The 16,178-nt window shown below is 56.7% G+C and carries 14 protein-coding genes and 2 pseudogenes; 4 read left to right on the forward strand and 12 right to left on the reverse strand.

Features of this window, described 5'->3' with window-relative positions; translation table 11 throughout:
• Nucleotides 1-68 precede the first annotated feature (68 nt).
• Together ACWKWM_RS04520 and ACWKWM_RS04525 are read left to right on the forward strand one after the other, a co-directional pair.
• A complete protein-coding gene (locus ACWKWM_RS04520) occupies nucleotides 69-1,952 on the forward strand; it encodes a DnaJ-like cysteine-rich domain-containing protein (RefSeq protein WP_483844960.1) in 1,884 nt (627 codons plus the stop codon).
• A 2,290-nt stretch (nucleotides 1,953-4,242) separates the two neighbouring features.
• Nucleotides 4,243-5,265, forward strand: a complete 1,023-nt coding sequence (locus ACWKWM_RS04525) for a DUF4238 domain-containing protein (protein WP_483844961.1) — start codon at nucleotides 4,243-4,245, stop codon at nucleotides 5,263-5,265.
• Between the two features lie 120 nt (nucleotides 5,266-5,385).
• Here the strand turns inward: ACWKWM_RS04525 and ACWKWM_RS04530 are convergent.
• Nucleotides 5,386-6,025 (reverse strand): annotated as a pseudogene (locus ACWKWM_RS04530) (transketolase family protein); the annotation flags it as partial.
• A 197-nt stretch (nucleotides 6,026-6,222) separates the two neighbouring features.
• Here ACWKWM_RS04530 and ACWKWM_RS04535 point away from each other — a divergent pair.
• Nucleotides 6,223-6,369: a hypothetical protein gene (locus tag ACWKWM_RS04535; protein WP_483844962.1), complete on the forward strand. Its 147-nt coding sequence runs from the start codon at nucleotides 6,223-6,225 to the stop codon at nucleotides 6,367-6,369.
• Between the two features lie 628 nt (nucleotides 6,370-6,997).
• Here ACWKWM_RS04535 and tnpC read toward each other — a convergent pair.
• The 4 genes from tnpC to ACWKWM_RS04555 form a co-directional block, all read right to left on the reverse strand.
• A complete protein-coding gene (gene tnpC, locus ACWKWM_RS04540) occupies nucleotides 6,998-8,524 on the reverse strand; it encodes an IS66 family transposase (protein WP_483844963.1) in 1,527 nt (508 codons plus the stop codon).
• Between the two features lie 51 nt (nucleotides 8,525-8,575).
• Entirely contained in the window at nucleotides 8,576-8,911 is a 336-nt protein-coding gene (gene tnpB / locus ACWKWM_RS04545; protein WP_483844964.1) for an IS66 family insertion sequence element accessory protein TnpB, read from the reverse strand.
• Entirely contained in the window at nucleotides 8,908-9,168 is a 261-nt protein-coding gene (locus ACWKWM_RS04550) for a transposase (protein ID WP_483844993.1), read from the reverse strand. Before ACWKWM_RS04550 ends, tnpB begins: the two co-directional genes overlap by 4 nt.
• A gap of 174 nt (nucleotides 9,169-9,342) precedes the next feature.
• Nucleotides 9,343-10,317, reverse strand: coding sequence for a DNA-binding protein (locus tag ACWKWM_RS04555; protein WP_483844965.1), 975 nt, complete (start codon nucleotides 10,315-10,317; stop codon nucleotides 9,343-9,345).
• 78 nt (nucleotides 10,318-10,395) lie between these two features.
• On the opposite strand from ACWKWM_RS04555, the gene ACWKWM_RS04560 reads away from it, so the two are divergent.
• The gene (locus tag ACWKWM_RS04560; protein ID WP_483844966.1) at nucleotides 10,396-11,544 is read left to right on the forward strand and encodes a site-specific integrase; all 1,149 of its coding nucleotides are present in this window, start codon (nucleotides 10,396-10,398) and stop codon (nucleotides 11,542-11,544) included.
• 154 nt (nucleotides 11,545-11,698) lie between these two features.
• On the opposite strand, the gene ACWKWM_RS04565 is transcribed toward ACWKWM_RS04560, so the two are convergent.
• The 7 genes and pseudogenes from ACWKWM_RS04565 to ACWKWM_RS04595 form a co-directional block, all read right to left on the reverse strand.
• Nucleotides 11,699-12,004, reverse strand: a complete 306-nt coding sequence (locus ACWKWM_RS04565; RefSeq protein WP_483844994.1) for an avidin-fold protein — start codon at nucleotides 12,002-12,004, stop codon at nucleotides 11,699-11,701.
• A gap of 505 nt (nucleotides 12,005-12,509) precedes the next feature.
• The gene (locus tag ACWKWM_RS04570; protein ID WP_483844967.1) at nucleotides 12,510-13,346 is read right to left on the reverse strand and encodes a transporter substrate-binding domain-containing protein; all 837 of its coding nucleotides are present in this window, start codon (nucleotides 13,344-13,346) and stop codon (nucleotides 12,510-12,512) included.
• On the reverse strand, nucleotides 13,343-14,104 hold the full coding sequence (locus tag ACWKWM_RS04575; protein WP_483844968.1) for an amino acid ABC transporter ATP-binding protein: 762 nt from the start codon (nucleotides 14,102-14,104) through the stop codon (nucleotides 13,343-13,345). The genes ACWKWM_RS04570 and ACWKWM_RS04575 overlap by 4 nt, the downstream gene beginning before the upstream one ends.
• Complete coding sequence (locus ACWKWM_RS04580; RefSeq protein ID WP_349797238.1) at nucleotides 14,101-14,760, reverse strand: amino acid ABC transporter permease; 660 nt, start codon at nucleotides 14,758-14,760, stop codon at nucleotides 14,101-14,103. Before ACWKWM_RS04580 ends, ACWKWM_RS04575 begins: the two co-directional genes overlap by 4 nt.
• Nucleotides 14,741-15,406, reverse strand: a complete 666-nt coding sequence (locus tag ACWKWM_RS04585; RefSeq protein ID WP_483844969.1) for an amino acid ABC transporter permease — start codon at nucleotides 15,404-15,406, stop codon at nucleotides 14,741-14,743. Before ACWKWM_RS04585 ends, ACWKWM_RS04580 begins: the two co-directional genes overlap by 20 nt.
• 1 nt (nucleotide 15,407) lies before the next feature.
• Nucleotides 15,408-15,527, reverse strand: a pseudogene (locus tag ACWKWM_RS04590) (homocysteine S-methyltransferase family protein); the annotation flags it as partial.
• A 501-nt stretch (nucleotides 15,528-16,028) separates the two neighbouring features.
• Nucleotides 16,029-16,178, reverse strand: a 150-nt coding sequence (locus ACWKWM_RS04595) for an ExbD/TolR family protein (RefSeq protein ID WP_483844995.1), incomplete at its 5' end; no start/stop codon positions are given.

The raw sequence follows: 16,178 nt of genomic DNA on the forward strand, positions 1-16,178 counted from the left end.
CCAAAGCATCAGTTGTGATGGCAGAATGCCACGTACAACGTAAATCTATCCAAGGTCCAGGGTCGGTAATGGCAGCAGCAATAGACGGATTCAAACCAAGCGACATCGCGCATTCGCTCAAGTCAAAAGCGGAGCATGCCTTTGGCGTAGCAGTCACAGACCCATTTGCGGTCAAGGAAATCGAGAATCACAGGGCTGACATCACCTATACGGTGACCGCTTCCTACACAAGCGAACCAGTGAGCCGTCAGGTTCAGTACGCGGCAGGCCCGTCTTACAGTCGGGAGTACATTGGTGAGGTTCTGGCTCAGCGACACGAACAGATTTTCAGTGATGCGACCTACACGCGCGACCTCATGCAAGGTCACCTCAAGGGGAATGCAAACCTGTACCGCAGCCCCGTCTCCAAGCATTTGATCCTTCGTGATGACGCATATTGCTACAGCGTGGAGGAGTGCCGAGGTTGCGGCGGATCAGGCAAAAATGATTGCTCCACCTGTAACGGAACGATGTACCACACCTGCCGCGAATGTAATGGCCAGTGCCGGATGCATTGCACCAACTGCAGCGGCACCGGAAATACCTCACACAGTCGTTACTGCGTAGGGTGCGGTGGTTCTGGCGCGAGAATGAGCGACCGCTGCAACCAGTGCTACGGTACCGGCAAATCAGGTAGCCCCTGCTATCGCTGCCATGCGACAGGCACCATGACCTGTAACGGGTGCAACGGCGGAGGCAGGCAGAACTGCCAGCAATGCCACCAGGGCGAAGTCCAATGCAGCAGCTGCAGGGGCGCGTGCCAGCTGACCTACCAATACAACCTGAACGTCTATGCCCAGACTAAGGTTTCGTATGGCTGGAAGAACCTCACTGCGCCATGGCTTGCGCCAGCCCTGACGGAGATGATGAACGCCCCCGAGTGCAGCACTATCTTCAGTGTCGACCGCTACGAGCGCGCCAATGAGAACCCGAATGTATTCGTCGGTACCGGGCAAGTCGTGGCTGCCCAGGCGCAGGTTGGCTTCCAAGGCATGAACGGCACCTGCCAGTTCATTGGGCCGGCGCTCGTCCCTGTGTTCCTGGACAATATCCTCAGCGGGGGTTTCAAGAAGACATTGGAGGGCGTGAAGGATCACAAGAACCTCAAGAAGGTGTTCCAGGCATCGAGCAGCAAGATCGCGCGTGAGCTGGTCAGCGAGCAGGCCAAGGGCAAAGGCCTGGATGAATGCTCGCCGGTTCGCAAGGGGATCATCACCTCGAGTGATGCCATGGCGTTTTCCATGGCCCGCAACCTCTCAACGCTTCATATTCTGACCTCGTTCAAGCAGTTTCGCTGGAGCGCAGTGTTTGGGTTGGCCAACTCGTTGTTCGGGGTGCTGTTCGTCCTCTACGGGCTGATGAGCATCCTGCACATGGACGCAACCAACGAGCACAGCAAGGGAGAGTGGTGTCTTGGGCTTCTTGCGATGCTGGTGGACCCCAAAGGGGTTTCGGACGCATTCATGAGCCCAATACAGTATTTCTTTGACCGGTTCAGGTACGGCATCGACTACATGCTTATCGCGTGCTGGATGCTTGCCGCCCTGCTGTTCAACCGTTTCACCCTCCCTCTGCTTTCGCCGAGGCTGTGGAACTGGACTACCGGTTCGTTCATAAAGCCGTTGATTCTTGCAGTGCCGAGCATGGCGGTTGTCCAGATGCTCATGGCGCTGCATCCATCCCAGTTCGTTCCACTGCAGTTCTCATCGTTGATCCCGACCGTCCACCTGAATATGGGCCAGGTGTTCGCGTGGTTCGTGGTGATTACCCCTCAGATCTATTTGCTCTCCCTGACGATTGCGATCATTCGGTACAAGGCGGCGGGGATTCACTGGGGTGAGAAGATGATGAGACTGATGCTCCTGGAGGAAAACACAACCGGCATTCGACGGGCGTTCTTGGAGAAATCCTAATCACGCTAGCGGAACCCACGCGCACATTGCGGCAAGCACCTGAGGCCCGTCATCTGCTGGGCCTTTGGCATTCTGGGGGATAGACCATTCCCTATCAGCGGGTTCGGGTGCCTTTCAGCGGAGCTGGGGGGGCTGGCACAACGACGCATCAGCACAACGGCCGCGTGCTACTGGCTGTTGCGGAAGAAAAACTCGATTGTGTGTCCGGGAACTGTTGACCACTACAGAAAGCTACCTACACAAAGACGCTATTTCGCTGGCGTTTTGGCTTCGATATCGAGGTCACTGATCATCCCGCGGGGGGAAAAGCCACACCGAAGGTTTTTTGGGAGGCGTTCGCCGCTCACTCCGTTAATGGCAAGCCTCTAAAAGATTCGAATGCAAAAAGGAAGCTTGCTCAACTGGCCTTCCCTCGCATGACCGCGGCGATGCTAGGTGAGCGAGGTCCAGTCGAAAAAGTTCGCGGCTGGTTCCGACGCTTGGGTGAGATGCTGACATAACGCTCAGCTCAATCAAAAGACGGCCTGCGTAATTGCATGGACTTTACAACCCCTTTGCACTCGACTTGACCAGTTGTTTGCATAGAATATGACCACCGCATGGGTTCGCCCTGGTCGGCAGAAATCAACCCAAACCTGCCATTGGCCACAGGCAGATATCGCCAAAACCAGCCTCAGGACTTCGCATCAACCTCACGGGTTGGCTTAAGGACCATAGCTCCGTCGGCGAGCTCAATGCTCAACGAATCACCGAGACTGATGTTCATTGTTCTTAGGACGTCCGGATGGAGATCAATGATGGCGTCACCGCTGCCATCCCCTGGATCTTGGCAAACCACTGTTGTTTGCATTGACTCACTCATCAGATGCTAGCTCCGTTCTCGGCTTAGGTGTTCAGACGATATCCTACGCCACTCGCACTAATTGGCCGATAGCGGATGTTGTTAAGTGCTGGGTTTAGAGCGATGTCTCCTGCGGGAGCAGTACATCAGGAATGCCGTCAAACAAAGGTATCTTTTCGAGTGTTTCAATGCGGCTGCGTTAGCGATATCGTCGACTCTCCAAGCAGCACACGTAGGAAGCGGAACATAGTCAATGAATGACGGATCGAAAAATGGAACGCACGATGGATGATCGCTGCCGGGCGAGCGGTATGCACTGGCTGCTTAAAAAACCAAGCACTGGAAGAATGCCAGAAACTGTTTTCTCATGTTCCCACGTGCGAGGCTGGCGTTGAAAAAGTCATACATCCGTGGATTGCGTTGCACGACAATGCACGGTATTTATGAAACAGGGTTATCTTTTGAGACCTTGCTGTTGATCGTTTGGCTTGGTCACGCTTAGGTGGAAACTGATAATTGTTCTTGTGCTGTTATCTATAACTGTAGTGGCGACGGGCCGGACGTACTCTCGCCCATTTGGTCCGTCAGTTTCAACGAAAACGTCAAGTGTGGTGCTGTCGAGTCTGGCTGGAATCTGCGTCATGTTCATATCTCCGTCGATCATCCTGGATATTAGAAATCAGGCGCTGTGGCCTCTATGAGTTAGACAGTATGACGCTAGCATCTTGCTTCTAGACGTCAAGGGCATACGTCCACCCAATTTAGGTGGACACCATAGGTCTTAGACTGGGAATTCCGGAAGTGTGTTCGCCAGACGGATCTTAAGACTGCCTTCCTCCTTTTACTCATGTGAAGCCAGCCGCTCCCGATCCAGGCACTGATCCACGAGGTCATCCAACTGGTCAGTATCAACAGCCATAATCGATTTCCGCTGCTCGGGCGGTACACTGATGGTGCTCACTTCCTATCTTTTTAGGCAACTAAATAGCGTGGTTGAGGCATCCGACCTAGTGGTTCTAATCTCAGGAGGCCTGATCGCTGGTATTATTCCACACAGATAGACCAGCCCTCACCTCTATGGATTGAGCATTCATGACATGCAAAGCCAGACGCCCGGACACGGTCACGTGCGGAAACACTCAGTGCAATCGCACCCCGTTCAGTCTTGAGCAGTACTCGTGCCCCTCCCCCAGCGACGACGTCGAAGAGTCTAGAATTCAATCCGTCACGATGCCTGTCATTTCCGGTTGGACTGTGCAGTGCAGCAAGTGTGGCCATTACACTGTCTTCTCGTGACTAAATGGACATCAGTTGGCATATCCTGAATGTGCAGCTGTTCCCTCCTGACAAGAACATTCATAGCTTACCCGCTAACGACCTACCCTCTCATGCCCTAGATGAGCACGCTTTGTTGAAGCTGCCTGCTTCGTCACAATGGACAAGGTACCGATGCAGCAACTGCGCAAAGACAATCACTATGTGCCCAAGCTGTACTTGAAGCAGTGGGCCGACAACGGCCAGATTTTCACTTACAAACTACTGGTCCCGAGCGAGAATATACCGTTGTGGAAAAAGCAGTCCCTCAGAGGAATCGCTTTCCACCAGCATTTGTATACGTATCTGTCGGGGCAAGAAGAAACAGACGAGTTTGAGCGTTGGCTCGACAGTGAGTTTGAAAGCCCTGCCGAGGAAGCGATCCGGAGGGTTGTTGAAGAGGACCGGATGTCGCCTGAGCATTGGAGACGCTTGGTGCAGTTCGCGGTTGCCCTAGATGTTCGTACTCCGGCCAGCCTGCGGGACTTCATACGTCGCCAAAATGAATCACTGAGAGCGTTGATGGATGAAACCATGCAGAACTCAGTCTTCAAGATGGAGCAGGCCTGTCAGAGAAATGAACATCTTCCAACGCCTGTGATAGAAAGCGCCGCGTCGTCCCTTTTCAAAGTTTTTATTGAAGAGCTACCAGGCGGATGCGGCCTGGTAAGGGCTGAAACCGTTGTGGGGCCACGGCTGTGGCTCTGGCAGATGAGGAGTCTGCTCACTGAAACGCTCGGTAGGCTGCCCCGCCAAAAGTGGACCATCCTGCACGCCCCCAATGGCATGTCGTGGCCTACATCCGACAATCCCCTCATACGTCTCAATTTTCACAGTGCTCAGAAGCACGACTTTGGCGGCGGGTGGGGTGTCAAAAATGGAGACATACTCATCCCACTAAGCCCGAAACATCTGCTCTACACATGCATCGAAACCAAGGTTAGGCTACGTGGTACCACCCTGTACATCAAGACGGCCCGCTTAATTCAGAAAATTATCATCGAGCACGCTGATCGCTACATTTTCGCCCGCGTCCCGTGTGACGTGCATAAGGTACGGCCAAGATTTGTGTGCGCAGAGACGTTCAAAAGTGAGCTATCTGTATGGCAAAACTGGCATGCAGAGCAGTGCGAGGCTGAAAGAGAAATGCAGCGGTGAGTGGGCCGAAATTTGGTAGTTCAAGTATTTGCAGACCAAGTTTGGCCAAAGATTGATTTCGTGTACGCGAGTCAGCAATGCAATAGTCGGAGAGCGTAGAACTACCAAGGTTTGGTAGCTCTACGAACCTGTAACAGACCACAACCATGCTTCGATATGGGCGCAAACAGCATTTGTGGAAATGCCGTAGCGATCACGCAATGTTAGCAACGCACCCGCGTAGAGGAATGCATCTGGCAACGCGACTTGCCGGAACGTCGGAGTTACGCACTAGCAGGCCAGCCACCGCCTCGCCCAACCCGCCGACGATCGAATGGTTTTCAGCGGTGACAACTAGGCGTCCAGACTTGCGAGCCTCGGCTAGAATCGTCTGCTCGTCCAGCAGGTTGATGGTTGGTACGTGCAGCACAGCTACATCGACGCCGTCTTACTGCAACTGAGCGGCTGCTTCCAGCGACGCATGGTCATCAGGCGTATGGAAATGATCAGCACGTCCTTGCCGGCGCCCAGGGTCTTGGCCTTGCCGATATCGAATTTGTAACCGTACTAGTTCAGCACCAGCGGCACGTTACCGCGCAGCAAGCGCATATAAACCGCCACTGGTGAGCAGTGATGGCGGGCACGGCCTGTTTGATGTCCAGCGCATCGCATGGGTCGACGATCATAAGATTTGACATGGCGCGGAAGATCGCCGGATCGTCCGTGGCAAGCCGCAGACGATCTTAACATTAAGGTTTTCCTCAGAAATCGCCATGCAGATACTCGCTTCAAGCGCAGATTTGGCGAGCCTCCATCGCGAGTAAGAGCGCAGCATTTCAACGGTCGTTGAGGTCCCCGCGTCATCTGCTCGGTTACCCTAGATAGAATGTCGCTTGCTGGCTATCATCAGTGTAAGCGTCCGGCCAAGCCACCTACCGAACTCCAGCATCATGCGCTATCACGTCCACGTATTTTCAAGTGGACGCGATAGCCATTCACGTCGGGATTTCCATACGCCAACGAAGCCGCACGGTGCTGATCTGTTTGCCGGACGCCGGGAGCGATTGGGTGACCGGCGCGCAGCAAAAGCCCGCCTGGGCGGGCGTGTTTGCGCCGGCCGATTGAATATAGCAACTGTCGCGGGCTGCGGATTGGTAGGGTTCTGTTTTCAAGCGCCGAGCTTTCGTGCCGATATCGTCATAGAGACGTTAGGCAAGCGCTTAAAATTTTGAGCGGGCAAACAGGGAGTCATTTGATGAAATACCAGTCGCGAGTGCACAGCGTGCTAGTGATAGCAGGCTTTGCCACTGCACTTTTACCTGCCACCTTAAACGCCGCCTTGGGATCACTGGCGGCGATCTACGCATTGCCCATAATTTTCATGGCCCCACTTGTGCTCATACCGATAGCGGCAGCTCTTTGGGGGTTAGTGTCTGGTTGGAGGCTCTTTCTTTTTTTCAGATCCGGTACAAATGAGCCGGGCGTTGGGTGCTGGCTCGGGGTAGTGGTGTTCATAGTCGTAGCGCTCAGTAACAACTTTTTCGGGGCTAGACCGAAGCATGAAGTTCCATACCTATCCATTGCAGTAGGCTTGCACTGGCTGTGGCTGTATTGGAAAGACTTCCTGTTGGGCTGGCAGCGTGCGCCAGCACAGCGCGATTTACCATGGAAATAGGTATGCTTATTGAGGGAGGAGTCGGTATAACCTGGACTAGATGCCCAAGTTAGCAATAGACAACGCACCTTGCACAGATCAGGCAGGCATCCACTGATGCGGCAGCAGCTGCTCGATCTCACTGGCCCGTTGCGCCGGCAGCCGAGTCAGCACATCCTTGAGATATGCATACGGATCATGCCCGTTGATGCGCGCCGACTGGATTAGGCTCATGATCGCCGCCGCCCACTTGCCGCTGCGCAGCGACCCTGCAAACAACCAGTTCGACCACCCAAGCGCCCACGGCCGGATCAAGTTCTCGATCTGGTTATTGTCGATCGGCACAGCACCATCTTCCAAGTAGCGCCTCAGCGCTACCCAGCGTTTGAGGCTGTAATCCAGAGCTTTAGCCGAGGCCGAACCCTCAGGCACAAGTTCACGCTGGGCCAGCATCCACTCATGCAGCTTTTCAGCGATGGGTACAGCTGTTTCCTGGCGTAATCGCCAACGGTCTTCGTCGCTCATTTCCTTGGCCTGTCGCTCGACTTCGTACAGCCCGCCAATCGAGCGGAGCGCCTGCTCCGCCAACTGGCTTTTATTGGCTACATGCAGGTCGAAGAACTTGCGCCGAACGTGCGCCATGCAGCCGATCTCGCTGATGCCCAGCTCAAAGCTGGCTTTGTAGCCGGCAAAGTCATCACAGACGAGCTTGCCGTTCCAAGCGCCTAGGAAGTTACGCGCATGTTCGCCGGCACGGCTGCGGCTGAAATCGTAAACCACGGCTTTGAGTGCCGAAAACGGCGTTGAGCTGTAGGCCCAGACATAAGCGCGGTGGGTTTTCTTCTCGCCGGGCGCCAGCATTTGTACCGGCGTTTCATCGGCGTGAACGACGCGCTGGGCCAGCACCGCTTCGCGCAGCGCATCAACCAGCGGCTGAAGTTGCACGCCGGTTTGACCCACCCACTGCGCCAGTGTCGAGCGCGGGATGGCCAGACCGGCACCGCTGAAGATCTTTTCCTGCCGATACAGCGGCAGGTGGTCGGCGAACTTCGCCACCATCACATGCGCCAGCAGGCCGGCAGTGGGGATGCCCTTGTCGATCACCTGCGCCGGTACCGGGGCCTGGATCAGTGTTTCGCACTGCCGGCAGGCCCATTTCCCACGCACATGCTGTTCGACGGTGAACACGCCCGGCGTATAGTCCAGTTTTTCACTGACGTCTTCACCGATGCGCTGAAGCTGGCAGCCGCAAGCGCACTGAGTGTTGTCCGGCTCGTGATGGATCACAGTGCGTGGAAACTGCGGCGGCAACGGCGCACGCTTGGGTTGCTGGCGTGGTTCTGCCTGTGCGGGAGCGGGATGAAGGGCTTTTAACTCGGCCTCGATGGCTTCGAGGTCGGTATTGAGCAGGTCATCGAACAAGCTGCCTTGCGCCGGGCTGATCTGCTCGCTGCGCTTGGCAAACTTGTGGCGTTTAAGGATGGCGATTTCGTGAGTGAGCTGCTCGATGATCGTTTCATCACGATGGATCTTTCGGCTCTGGGTGTCGACCTTGGACATCAACTGCGCAGCCAGTGTGCGCAGTTGTTCGGGGGTCATTTGGTCGAGATCGGGCAAGGAAGTCATGGGGGTGGATTTTACCAAAGCAGCCCGACTGCTTGAGCTAAAAGGCAGCATTTAAAGCAATGTAATTGCGCCGCCCGCACCGACTCGTTGCCAGGGTAATCCAAGTACCAGTGCCTGGAGTTGTTCGGGGTCGAGTTCGACCTCCGTTCCACGATGGAGGCCTGGCCAACGAAACTTACCTTGGTTCAACCTCCGCGCCGCCAGCCAGATACCGACGCCGTCGTGCACCAGGACTTTCATCCGGTTGGCCCGGCGGTTGGCAAAGAGGTAAGCGCAGTGCGGCTTCGCCGAACCGAACACCGCGACCACTCTGGCCGACGCAGTCTCAGCGCCGGCGCGCATGTCCATAGGCTCGGTGGCGAGCCAGATTGCATCGACGCGAATCATTGGGCCAGGCCACGAATGAAACAGGCGCAGCCGTCCGGATCCGAGGCTGGCCATTTTACGGTGATGGATTTATCACCCAGAGGCAGCGAGATGATCACCATCTCTTCTGATGCTCGGCTTGGTACCGTTTTTACCGGAACGAATGCCGGCAAGGTTGCAGGCGATTGATCCCGGTAAGCCGGTAGCCACTTGCGGATCACGTTAGCATTGATGCCGTGATGGATGGCTACGCTAGAAATCGTCGCTCCGGGTTGCAGGCATTCCTAGACGACCTGGGCTTTGAATAGTTTGGGGTAAGAGCTTCGTTGGCGCATGAAAATCCTGGCGATAAGGGCTATCGCGTCCGCTTAAAATACGCGGACACCATCGCCCTTAATGCTGGAGTTCGGTAGGTGACTTGGCCGGACGGTTACTCATCAGCTACCGCCATTTCAAGATCGACTCTTCGTAGTATTTTTGGAAGCGATCTTCTTTCGCTGGGGCTTGAGCAGCATCTGTAGCTGGATGACTTGTTCGCCTAACGCCTCGGCACGGGCCGCATTAGCTGCGGTCTGCTGCTGCGCATTGCTGAGCGCGGATAACTGAGTCGCTAGGTTTGCTTGCAGCTCTTGAATGCTGCGCGCCTTTTGCTCTGCTCGCTCCTGATGGATCGCAGCATCTCGCTGTGCATCGCTTAGCTCGGAAAGCGCAGAGGCCAGACGCGCCTCCAAAACTTCTGCGTGCCTACTTAGCTGTTTGAGCTGGGTAACGGTGGCCCTGCCCTCCTCCCGAGCCCGATCCACCTCACGATGCGCGCGGTCTTCCACACTGCGCAAATAGTCCTGCTGTTCGGCGCGGTGCTGTTCAGCTTTTTCCTGCAGAACGCTGTTTTGTTGCGCCAGCTCATCGACTTGCCGGCGAGCGGTATCACGTTCGGCGCGGAATGCGTCCCGCTGGCCTAACAGGTCGTCCAGCTGCGCCTGGCGCTGCGTTAGCAGGTGTTCCAGATCGGCGAGTCGGATCTCGGCCACCTGGCGGGCAGCGTGTGCCTCGGCCATCTGCTGGCGAGTCTGCGCCTGCTCCAAGCGTACCTTTGCTTCGTTCGCTGCCAACTGCTCTCGCTCATTGATCAACACTTGGCGCTGATCCGCCAAGGATAGCTCGACCACTCCCTGCGCCAGAAATGTCGCCTGCTGCCAGACGGAAACAAAAGCCTGCGCCACTTCCGCCGGCAGTCCCGGCAGTCGGGTTTCGCCGCGCAAGCGGTCAGCCAGCGTTTGCCACCACTGATCCAGCAGGCTGCCAACCCGCGCCGGACTGCCCCGCCCTAATTCCTGCCGTACCCGCTCAACGGTTGGCCGTTCGCCACGGGCCAGTACCGCGTCGGCCGCGGCAAACACGTCGTTTTCCGGCACCCCTACCGCCATGCTGCACCTCCGGCTATATTAGGTCTGATAATCAAAGTTTATCCGACTCTATAAACTTGTTACTGGAAATATCATACGTTGAACGTATCAAATATTACACACAAAAATCTTTCCATTGGCGAAAAGCTGCTGGACCCCCAATTTCTGACGCGCAGCGCGCAGGCTGCGGCAGATGCATTTGTCGCGGCTGGAACCGCAGCGAACACGGTGCGCAGCTATCGCAGTGCCCTCACCTATTGGTCGGCGTGGTTGCATTTGCGCTTCAGTACCGCACTCGGAGACGGCCCACTGCCGGATACTGCGGTGATGCAGTTCATCCTTGATCACTTGGCACGCCCGCTCGAGGACGGCGGTTGGGCCCACATGCTGCCGCCAACGATTGACGTTGCAATGGTCGATGCCAAGGTCAAAAGCAAAACTGGCGCATTGGCCTTCAATACAGTCAGTCATCGGTTGGCGGTGCTGAGCAAATGGCATCAAGTCAATCAGTGGCCCAGCCCTACCGAATCAAATGTGGTGAAGACTCTGCTGCGCGAAGCGCGCAAGGCTCAGAGTCGTCGAGGCGTTCAAGTCAGAAAGAAGACCGCTGTGGTGCTGGAGCCGTTGCAGGCGCTGTTAGCGACTTGCACAGATGGCGTACGAGGCCTGCGTGATCGTGCCCTGCTGCTGCTGGCGTGGAGTGGCGGTGGCCGTAGGCGTTCAGAAGTAGTGGGTTTGCAGGTAACGGATGTGCGCAAACTTGATGACGACACCTGGTTGTATGCGCTGGGCACGACCAAAACTGACACCGCTGGCATACGGCGGGAAAAGCCGTTGCGCGGTCCTGCGGCAAGGGCTTTGACGGCATGGCTTGCTGCGGCCCCCGCCGATGACGGACCTCTCTTTCGGCGAATGTATAAGGGAAACAAGGTTGGGACCGCAGCACTATCTGCAGACCAAGTCGCGCGCATCGTCCAGCGCAGGGCTGCGCTGGCCGATCTGGAAGGCGACTGGGCCGCGCATAGTTTGCGCTCTGGTTTCGTCACCGAAGCCGGGCGTCAGGGCGTGCCGCTGGGCGAGGTCATGGCAATGACGGAGCACCGCAGTGTCGGCACTGTGATGGGTTATTTTCAAGCGGGGTCTTTACTCAGCAGCAAAGCGACCCAGCTTTTATCGCAACTTGACGCAGACAAGACACCCGATTCATGCGATCAAGACATCAGCGAAAAGCCGCCAATCACATCCTAGGCCTCTGACTCAGGTGAGTATTCCTTATCACATGCGGCTATTGGCCAATAACTGCCTGTTGTGGACAGCTGCCTTGGACTGTGGATCCGACCGGCTAGACGATCAGCTCGACGTAGCTCGACTCCCCGCCTCCAGATGCGCCGGACAACCAACCCTATACAAAGCTCAAAGTAGTACGTCCGTCGGGGTCCATACCTACCGTACCGCGAGACCAGCCCGCAAGAATCTGACCGTCCGTGGTTAAGCAGTGATAAAGAAGCTCGATGGTATCGGGCCCTGTTACACGTCCGACTTGATGACCCATGCGGATGCGGCCGCCTTGGTAAGTGCCCCAAACGGCATCACCCTCGACATGGTAATGGAAGACGGTACCGGCGCCGGATAGACCGTGGGTGTTGCCCGCTACCGTGAATCGGCGATTGTTCAAACGCCAGTTGATTGGCGAACAGGTAATTTCCATGAATGTCGTGTCCTTCGGTCGAGATATTCGGTAAAAACGGAATCGCCCCGTTGAGACCCTTGATTTAACTCCCACCCCGACTTTCTGCAAGAATCGTTCGGGCATCCAAAACGCCGTGCGAGCGCAGTAGAAAGAAAGCATTAATCCAAGCAGACCTATTGCCCCGAAAGACAACCAAGTCTCAACAGGACTTGGATTTAACACCAGCCAGCTTCCGACGTAGTACCCCGCACTGCCTCCCAGTTCTCCCGCCGCGTTCAATACGCCCAAGCAAGCGCCTTGACTCCCTTCTGGTGCAAGCGATGCAGTCATCGTTTCAAACACAGGAAGCAGGATACGGCTATCTGAACCGAAGATGCCTGAATGGAAATGTTGTCGCGATGCGTGGCGCGCTCCGGACAAGCCGTCATGAAAACGGCCTGCCGACAATGGCGCCGTTGAAAGCGCCATTACCGACAGGCCGTTTTGTCACGCGTCCTGGGACGGGATCAAACGCTAAAACCGATTACGGCTTCCAGGCGCCACCCTCAACAATCACTGCCGCAGGATCGGTGCCTTCAGCCAGTTGGCTACGCACGTACTGGTCGTAGAGCTTGAGCAGGTATTTCTCCTGACCTAGGGTCTCCAGCTCGGTGTTCACCCAGTCACGCAGTTCAGTGTTGCCTTTCTTCACCGCCGGGGCAATCGGCGCTTCGTCGCCCAGTTTCTGCGCCAGCACGCGATAGCCCGGGTTCTGTTTCGCCCAGCTGAACAGCACTAGGTTGTCTTGGGCGTAGGCATCGCCACGACCGTTGGCCAGGGCTTGGAGCGACTCGGAGTTCTTCTCGAACTTGAGCAGCTTCCAGTCCGGGTGATTCTTGGTCAGCCAGATATCAGCGGTAGTGCCGGTGGTGACGATGGTGGTTTTTTTCGCCAGGTCGTCGAGGCTTTTCACGTCGCTCTTTTCAGGCACCAGCGCCTGCACGGCGACGCGCAGGTTCGGGTGAGTGAAGTCGACCACCTGAGCACGCTCCGGGGTCACGGTCATGTTGGCCAGGATCAGGTCGACCTTGTCGCTTTGCAGGAACGGGATGCGGCTTGCCGGTTCGACAACGACGAACTCGATTTTCTTCTCGTCGCCCAGCAGGTCCTTGGCGAAACGACGAGCCAGGTCAGTGTCGAAGCCGACGTAGTCACCTTTTTCATTGACGAAACCAAACGGAGGCTTATCGCTGAAGACCCCGACGATCAGCTTGTCACGGGCCTTGATTTTGTCCAGGTAGCCTTCGGCATGGGCGGCGGCAGTGCCGGCCAGCAATCCGAGGGCAAGCAGAGGTAGAACGAGGGCAGATTTAAACGTCACGATGCTTTCCTTTTTGGCATGTTTTCTACGTAGGAGAACTTCTCCAGGAACTGCAGCGCGCGTGCGGTCTGCGGGGAGCTGAAGAATGTTTCAGGGTCGCTCTGTTCGGCGATTCGGCCGCCGTCCATGAACAGGATTCGATCAGCCACCGCTCGGGCAAAGGCCATTTCGTGGGTAACGATCAAGAGGGTCATGCCACTGCGCGCCAGATCCAGAATGACTTCCAGCACCTCCTTGACCATTTCCGGGTCAAGGGCGGCAGTGACTTCGTCGAACAGCATGACTTTGGGGTTCATACATAACGAACGAACAATGGCGATGCGTTGCTGCTGGCCGCCGGAGAGTTCGCGGGGATACGCGTCGCGTTTGTCCAGCAGGCCGACCCGCGTCAGCAGCGCTTCGGCCTGCAACAGTGCGTCGGCGCGGGAGCGCTTCTGCACGCTCACTGGCCCCAGCAGAATGTTGTCCAGCACGGTCATGTGCGGGAACAGGTGATAGCTCTGAAAGACCATTCCGATCTGCTGGCGAATCAGGCGCCAGTCGGCATTGGCCGGCAGCTCGCGACCGGCAAAACGGTAATGCCCGGCCTGCCCCAGCTCCAGCCCGTTGAGGCAGCGCAGCAAGGTACTCTTGCCGCAGCCGCTGGGGCCAAGAATAACCACCACTTCGCCCTCGCGGACACTCAGGTCGACGTCCTGCAAGACCGGGACCGAGCCGAAGCTCTTGCTGAAACCGGACAGTTCTATCAATGCGCTCATGAATGATTCCAACGCCGCTCAAGCACCCGCGACGCCGCCGACAGCGGGTAGCAGGCAAGAAAGAAAAACACAAAAAGGAAGCCGTAGATCAATACCGACTCGTAGGTCCGTTCGATGATTTGCTGGCCGATCTTGATCACGTCGACCACGCCGATCAGCACCGCCAGCGAGCTGGTTTTGATCAGCCGGGTGAAGACGTTGATCATGGGCGGTGTCATCCGCCGCAACGCCTGGGGCAGCAATACGCGACTGTAGAGCTGCACCAGCCCCAGACCGATTGAAAGACCCGCCTCGCGCTGGCCACGGGGTATCGAACGCAAAGCGCCGCGCACGACTTCGCCGGTTTCGCTGGCGCCCCACAGCGACAGCACCAGCACCGCGCACCAGAAACCCGGAATGCTCCAGCCGAAGAAAATCGGCAGACCGAAAAAGAACAGGTACAGCCAGACCAGCACCGGGATCGCCCTGAACAACTCCAGGTACACGAGCAGCACCCAATCGATCCAGCGAATCCCAAGATTGCGCAACACGCCGTAGATCAGACCGCCGACGCTGCTGAATGCAATCGCCAGCAAGGAAATGCCTAACGTGCGACCGATGCCCTGCGCCAGTTGCGGCGCCGACACCCATAACAACTCAAGACCCGAACTGGCCATGCTGGAGCCTCCTTTCCACAACCCGCAGCAGCAACGACAGAGGCACGAACAGCAGGATGCACAGCGCCGTCATGACCGTGAGCATCTCGTAGGTCTTGTAATACAGAGCGATGTAACTCTTGGTGGTGTAGAGAATTTCCGGCACCGCCACAGCCGATACAATCGTGGTTTCCTTGAGCAGGAACACGAAGTTGGCGAACAGCGCCGGCAGGCTGAGAATCCCGGCCTGAGGCAGGATCACGTGACGCAGCAGCTGCCAGCGCGACAAGCCAATCGACAGCCCCGACTCGATCTGCGACTTGGGCACGGCCTCGATTCCGGCACGCAGGATCTCGGTCAGGTACGCGCCGCCTAGAAAGGTCATGGCGATAATCGCCGATGCGAACCCGGAGATCCTGATGCCCAGCACAGGCAGCGCGAAGTAGATGAAAAACAGCTGAATCAACAGCGGCGTGTTGCGTGCCAGCTCTACGTAGACACGCACCAGCGGTTGCAGGAACGGAACGCGAAACGTCGCAATCGCTGCGTTGATCAGCGCCACGCACAGCGAGGTGGCGATCGCGATCAGACCAACCTGCAGCGTGACGCCGACTGCAACGAGGAACGCTGGTAGCGTGGACAAGGCGAAATCAACATCGAAATTCATGTCATCCGTTGCCTTGCGACAGAGTGGCGTTGGCGGCTGGTAGAAGGTCACGGTGTAGCCGGGCGATGTGCTCGGGACCGATGCCGCAGCAGCCGCCGACGATGCTCGCGCCCTGCTCTACCGCCTGAGGGACGTTTCGGGGTTGAGGTGAAATGGCTGTGGACACGATGACTCCTGACAAATCGCTGTAACGCCCGACGAAAGATCGCAACGTCAGCATTGGTTCATCAGCAGTGATTGCAGGCTTTATGCCACTCGGCAAAAGCCGCTAAAACGCGCCTGGCGGCAGCACAAACTTCTCGTAACTGTTTGTTTTTAATGAAAGCTGCTAACCCGGTGTTGCTCCAGCAACAGTGAAGTCCGTGAGCTGGCCGATCGGTGATCGGCCAGGCCGTCACCGACTTTCATGCTATCCACCAGAACTCATTGGTTCTGCCATCGTTTTTTCGATGAGAACCTGTCACTCAACAAAGTTGTCGCCGTCGTGCTTATTGTGTTGGGACTGGCTGTTGATCTGTACGGGCAACGTATTCTGCGACGGCTTTCAGGGCGCACTTTGCAGTCACAGTGAATCGGGCACCACAGCGTTCGGCGCCCACACACACAGGACCATTGGCCCAGTTCACTTGGCGGTCACTACCGACAATTTGGTAATCCCCGCCCGTTCGATCGAGGCCATGGCCCTGGCCACTTCACCGTAGTTCACGCCGTTGTCGGCCTGCAATTGCACGCGTACGTCGGCGTTTTTGTCTTTGGCAGCCTTGAGGTTGGT

Source organism: Pseudomonas rosaeacicularis, from assembly GCF_057128745.1.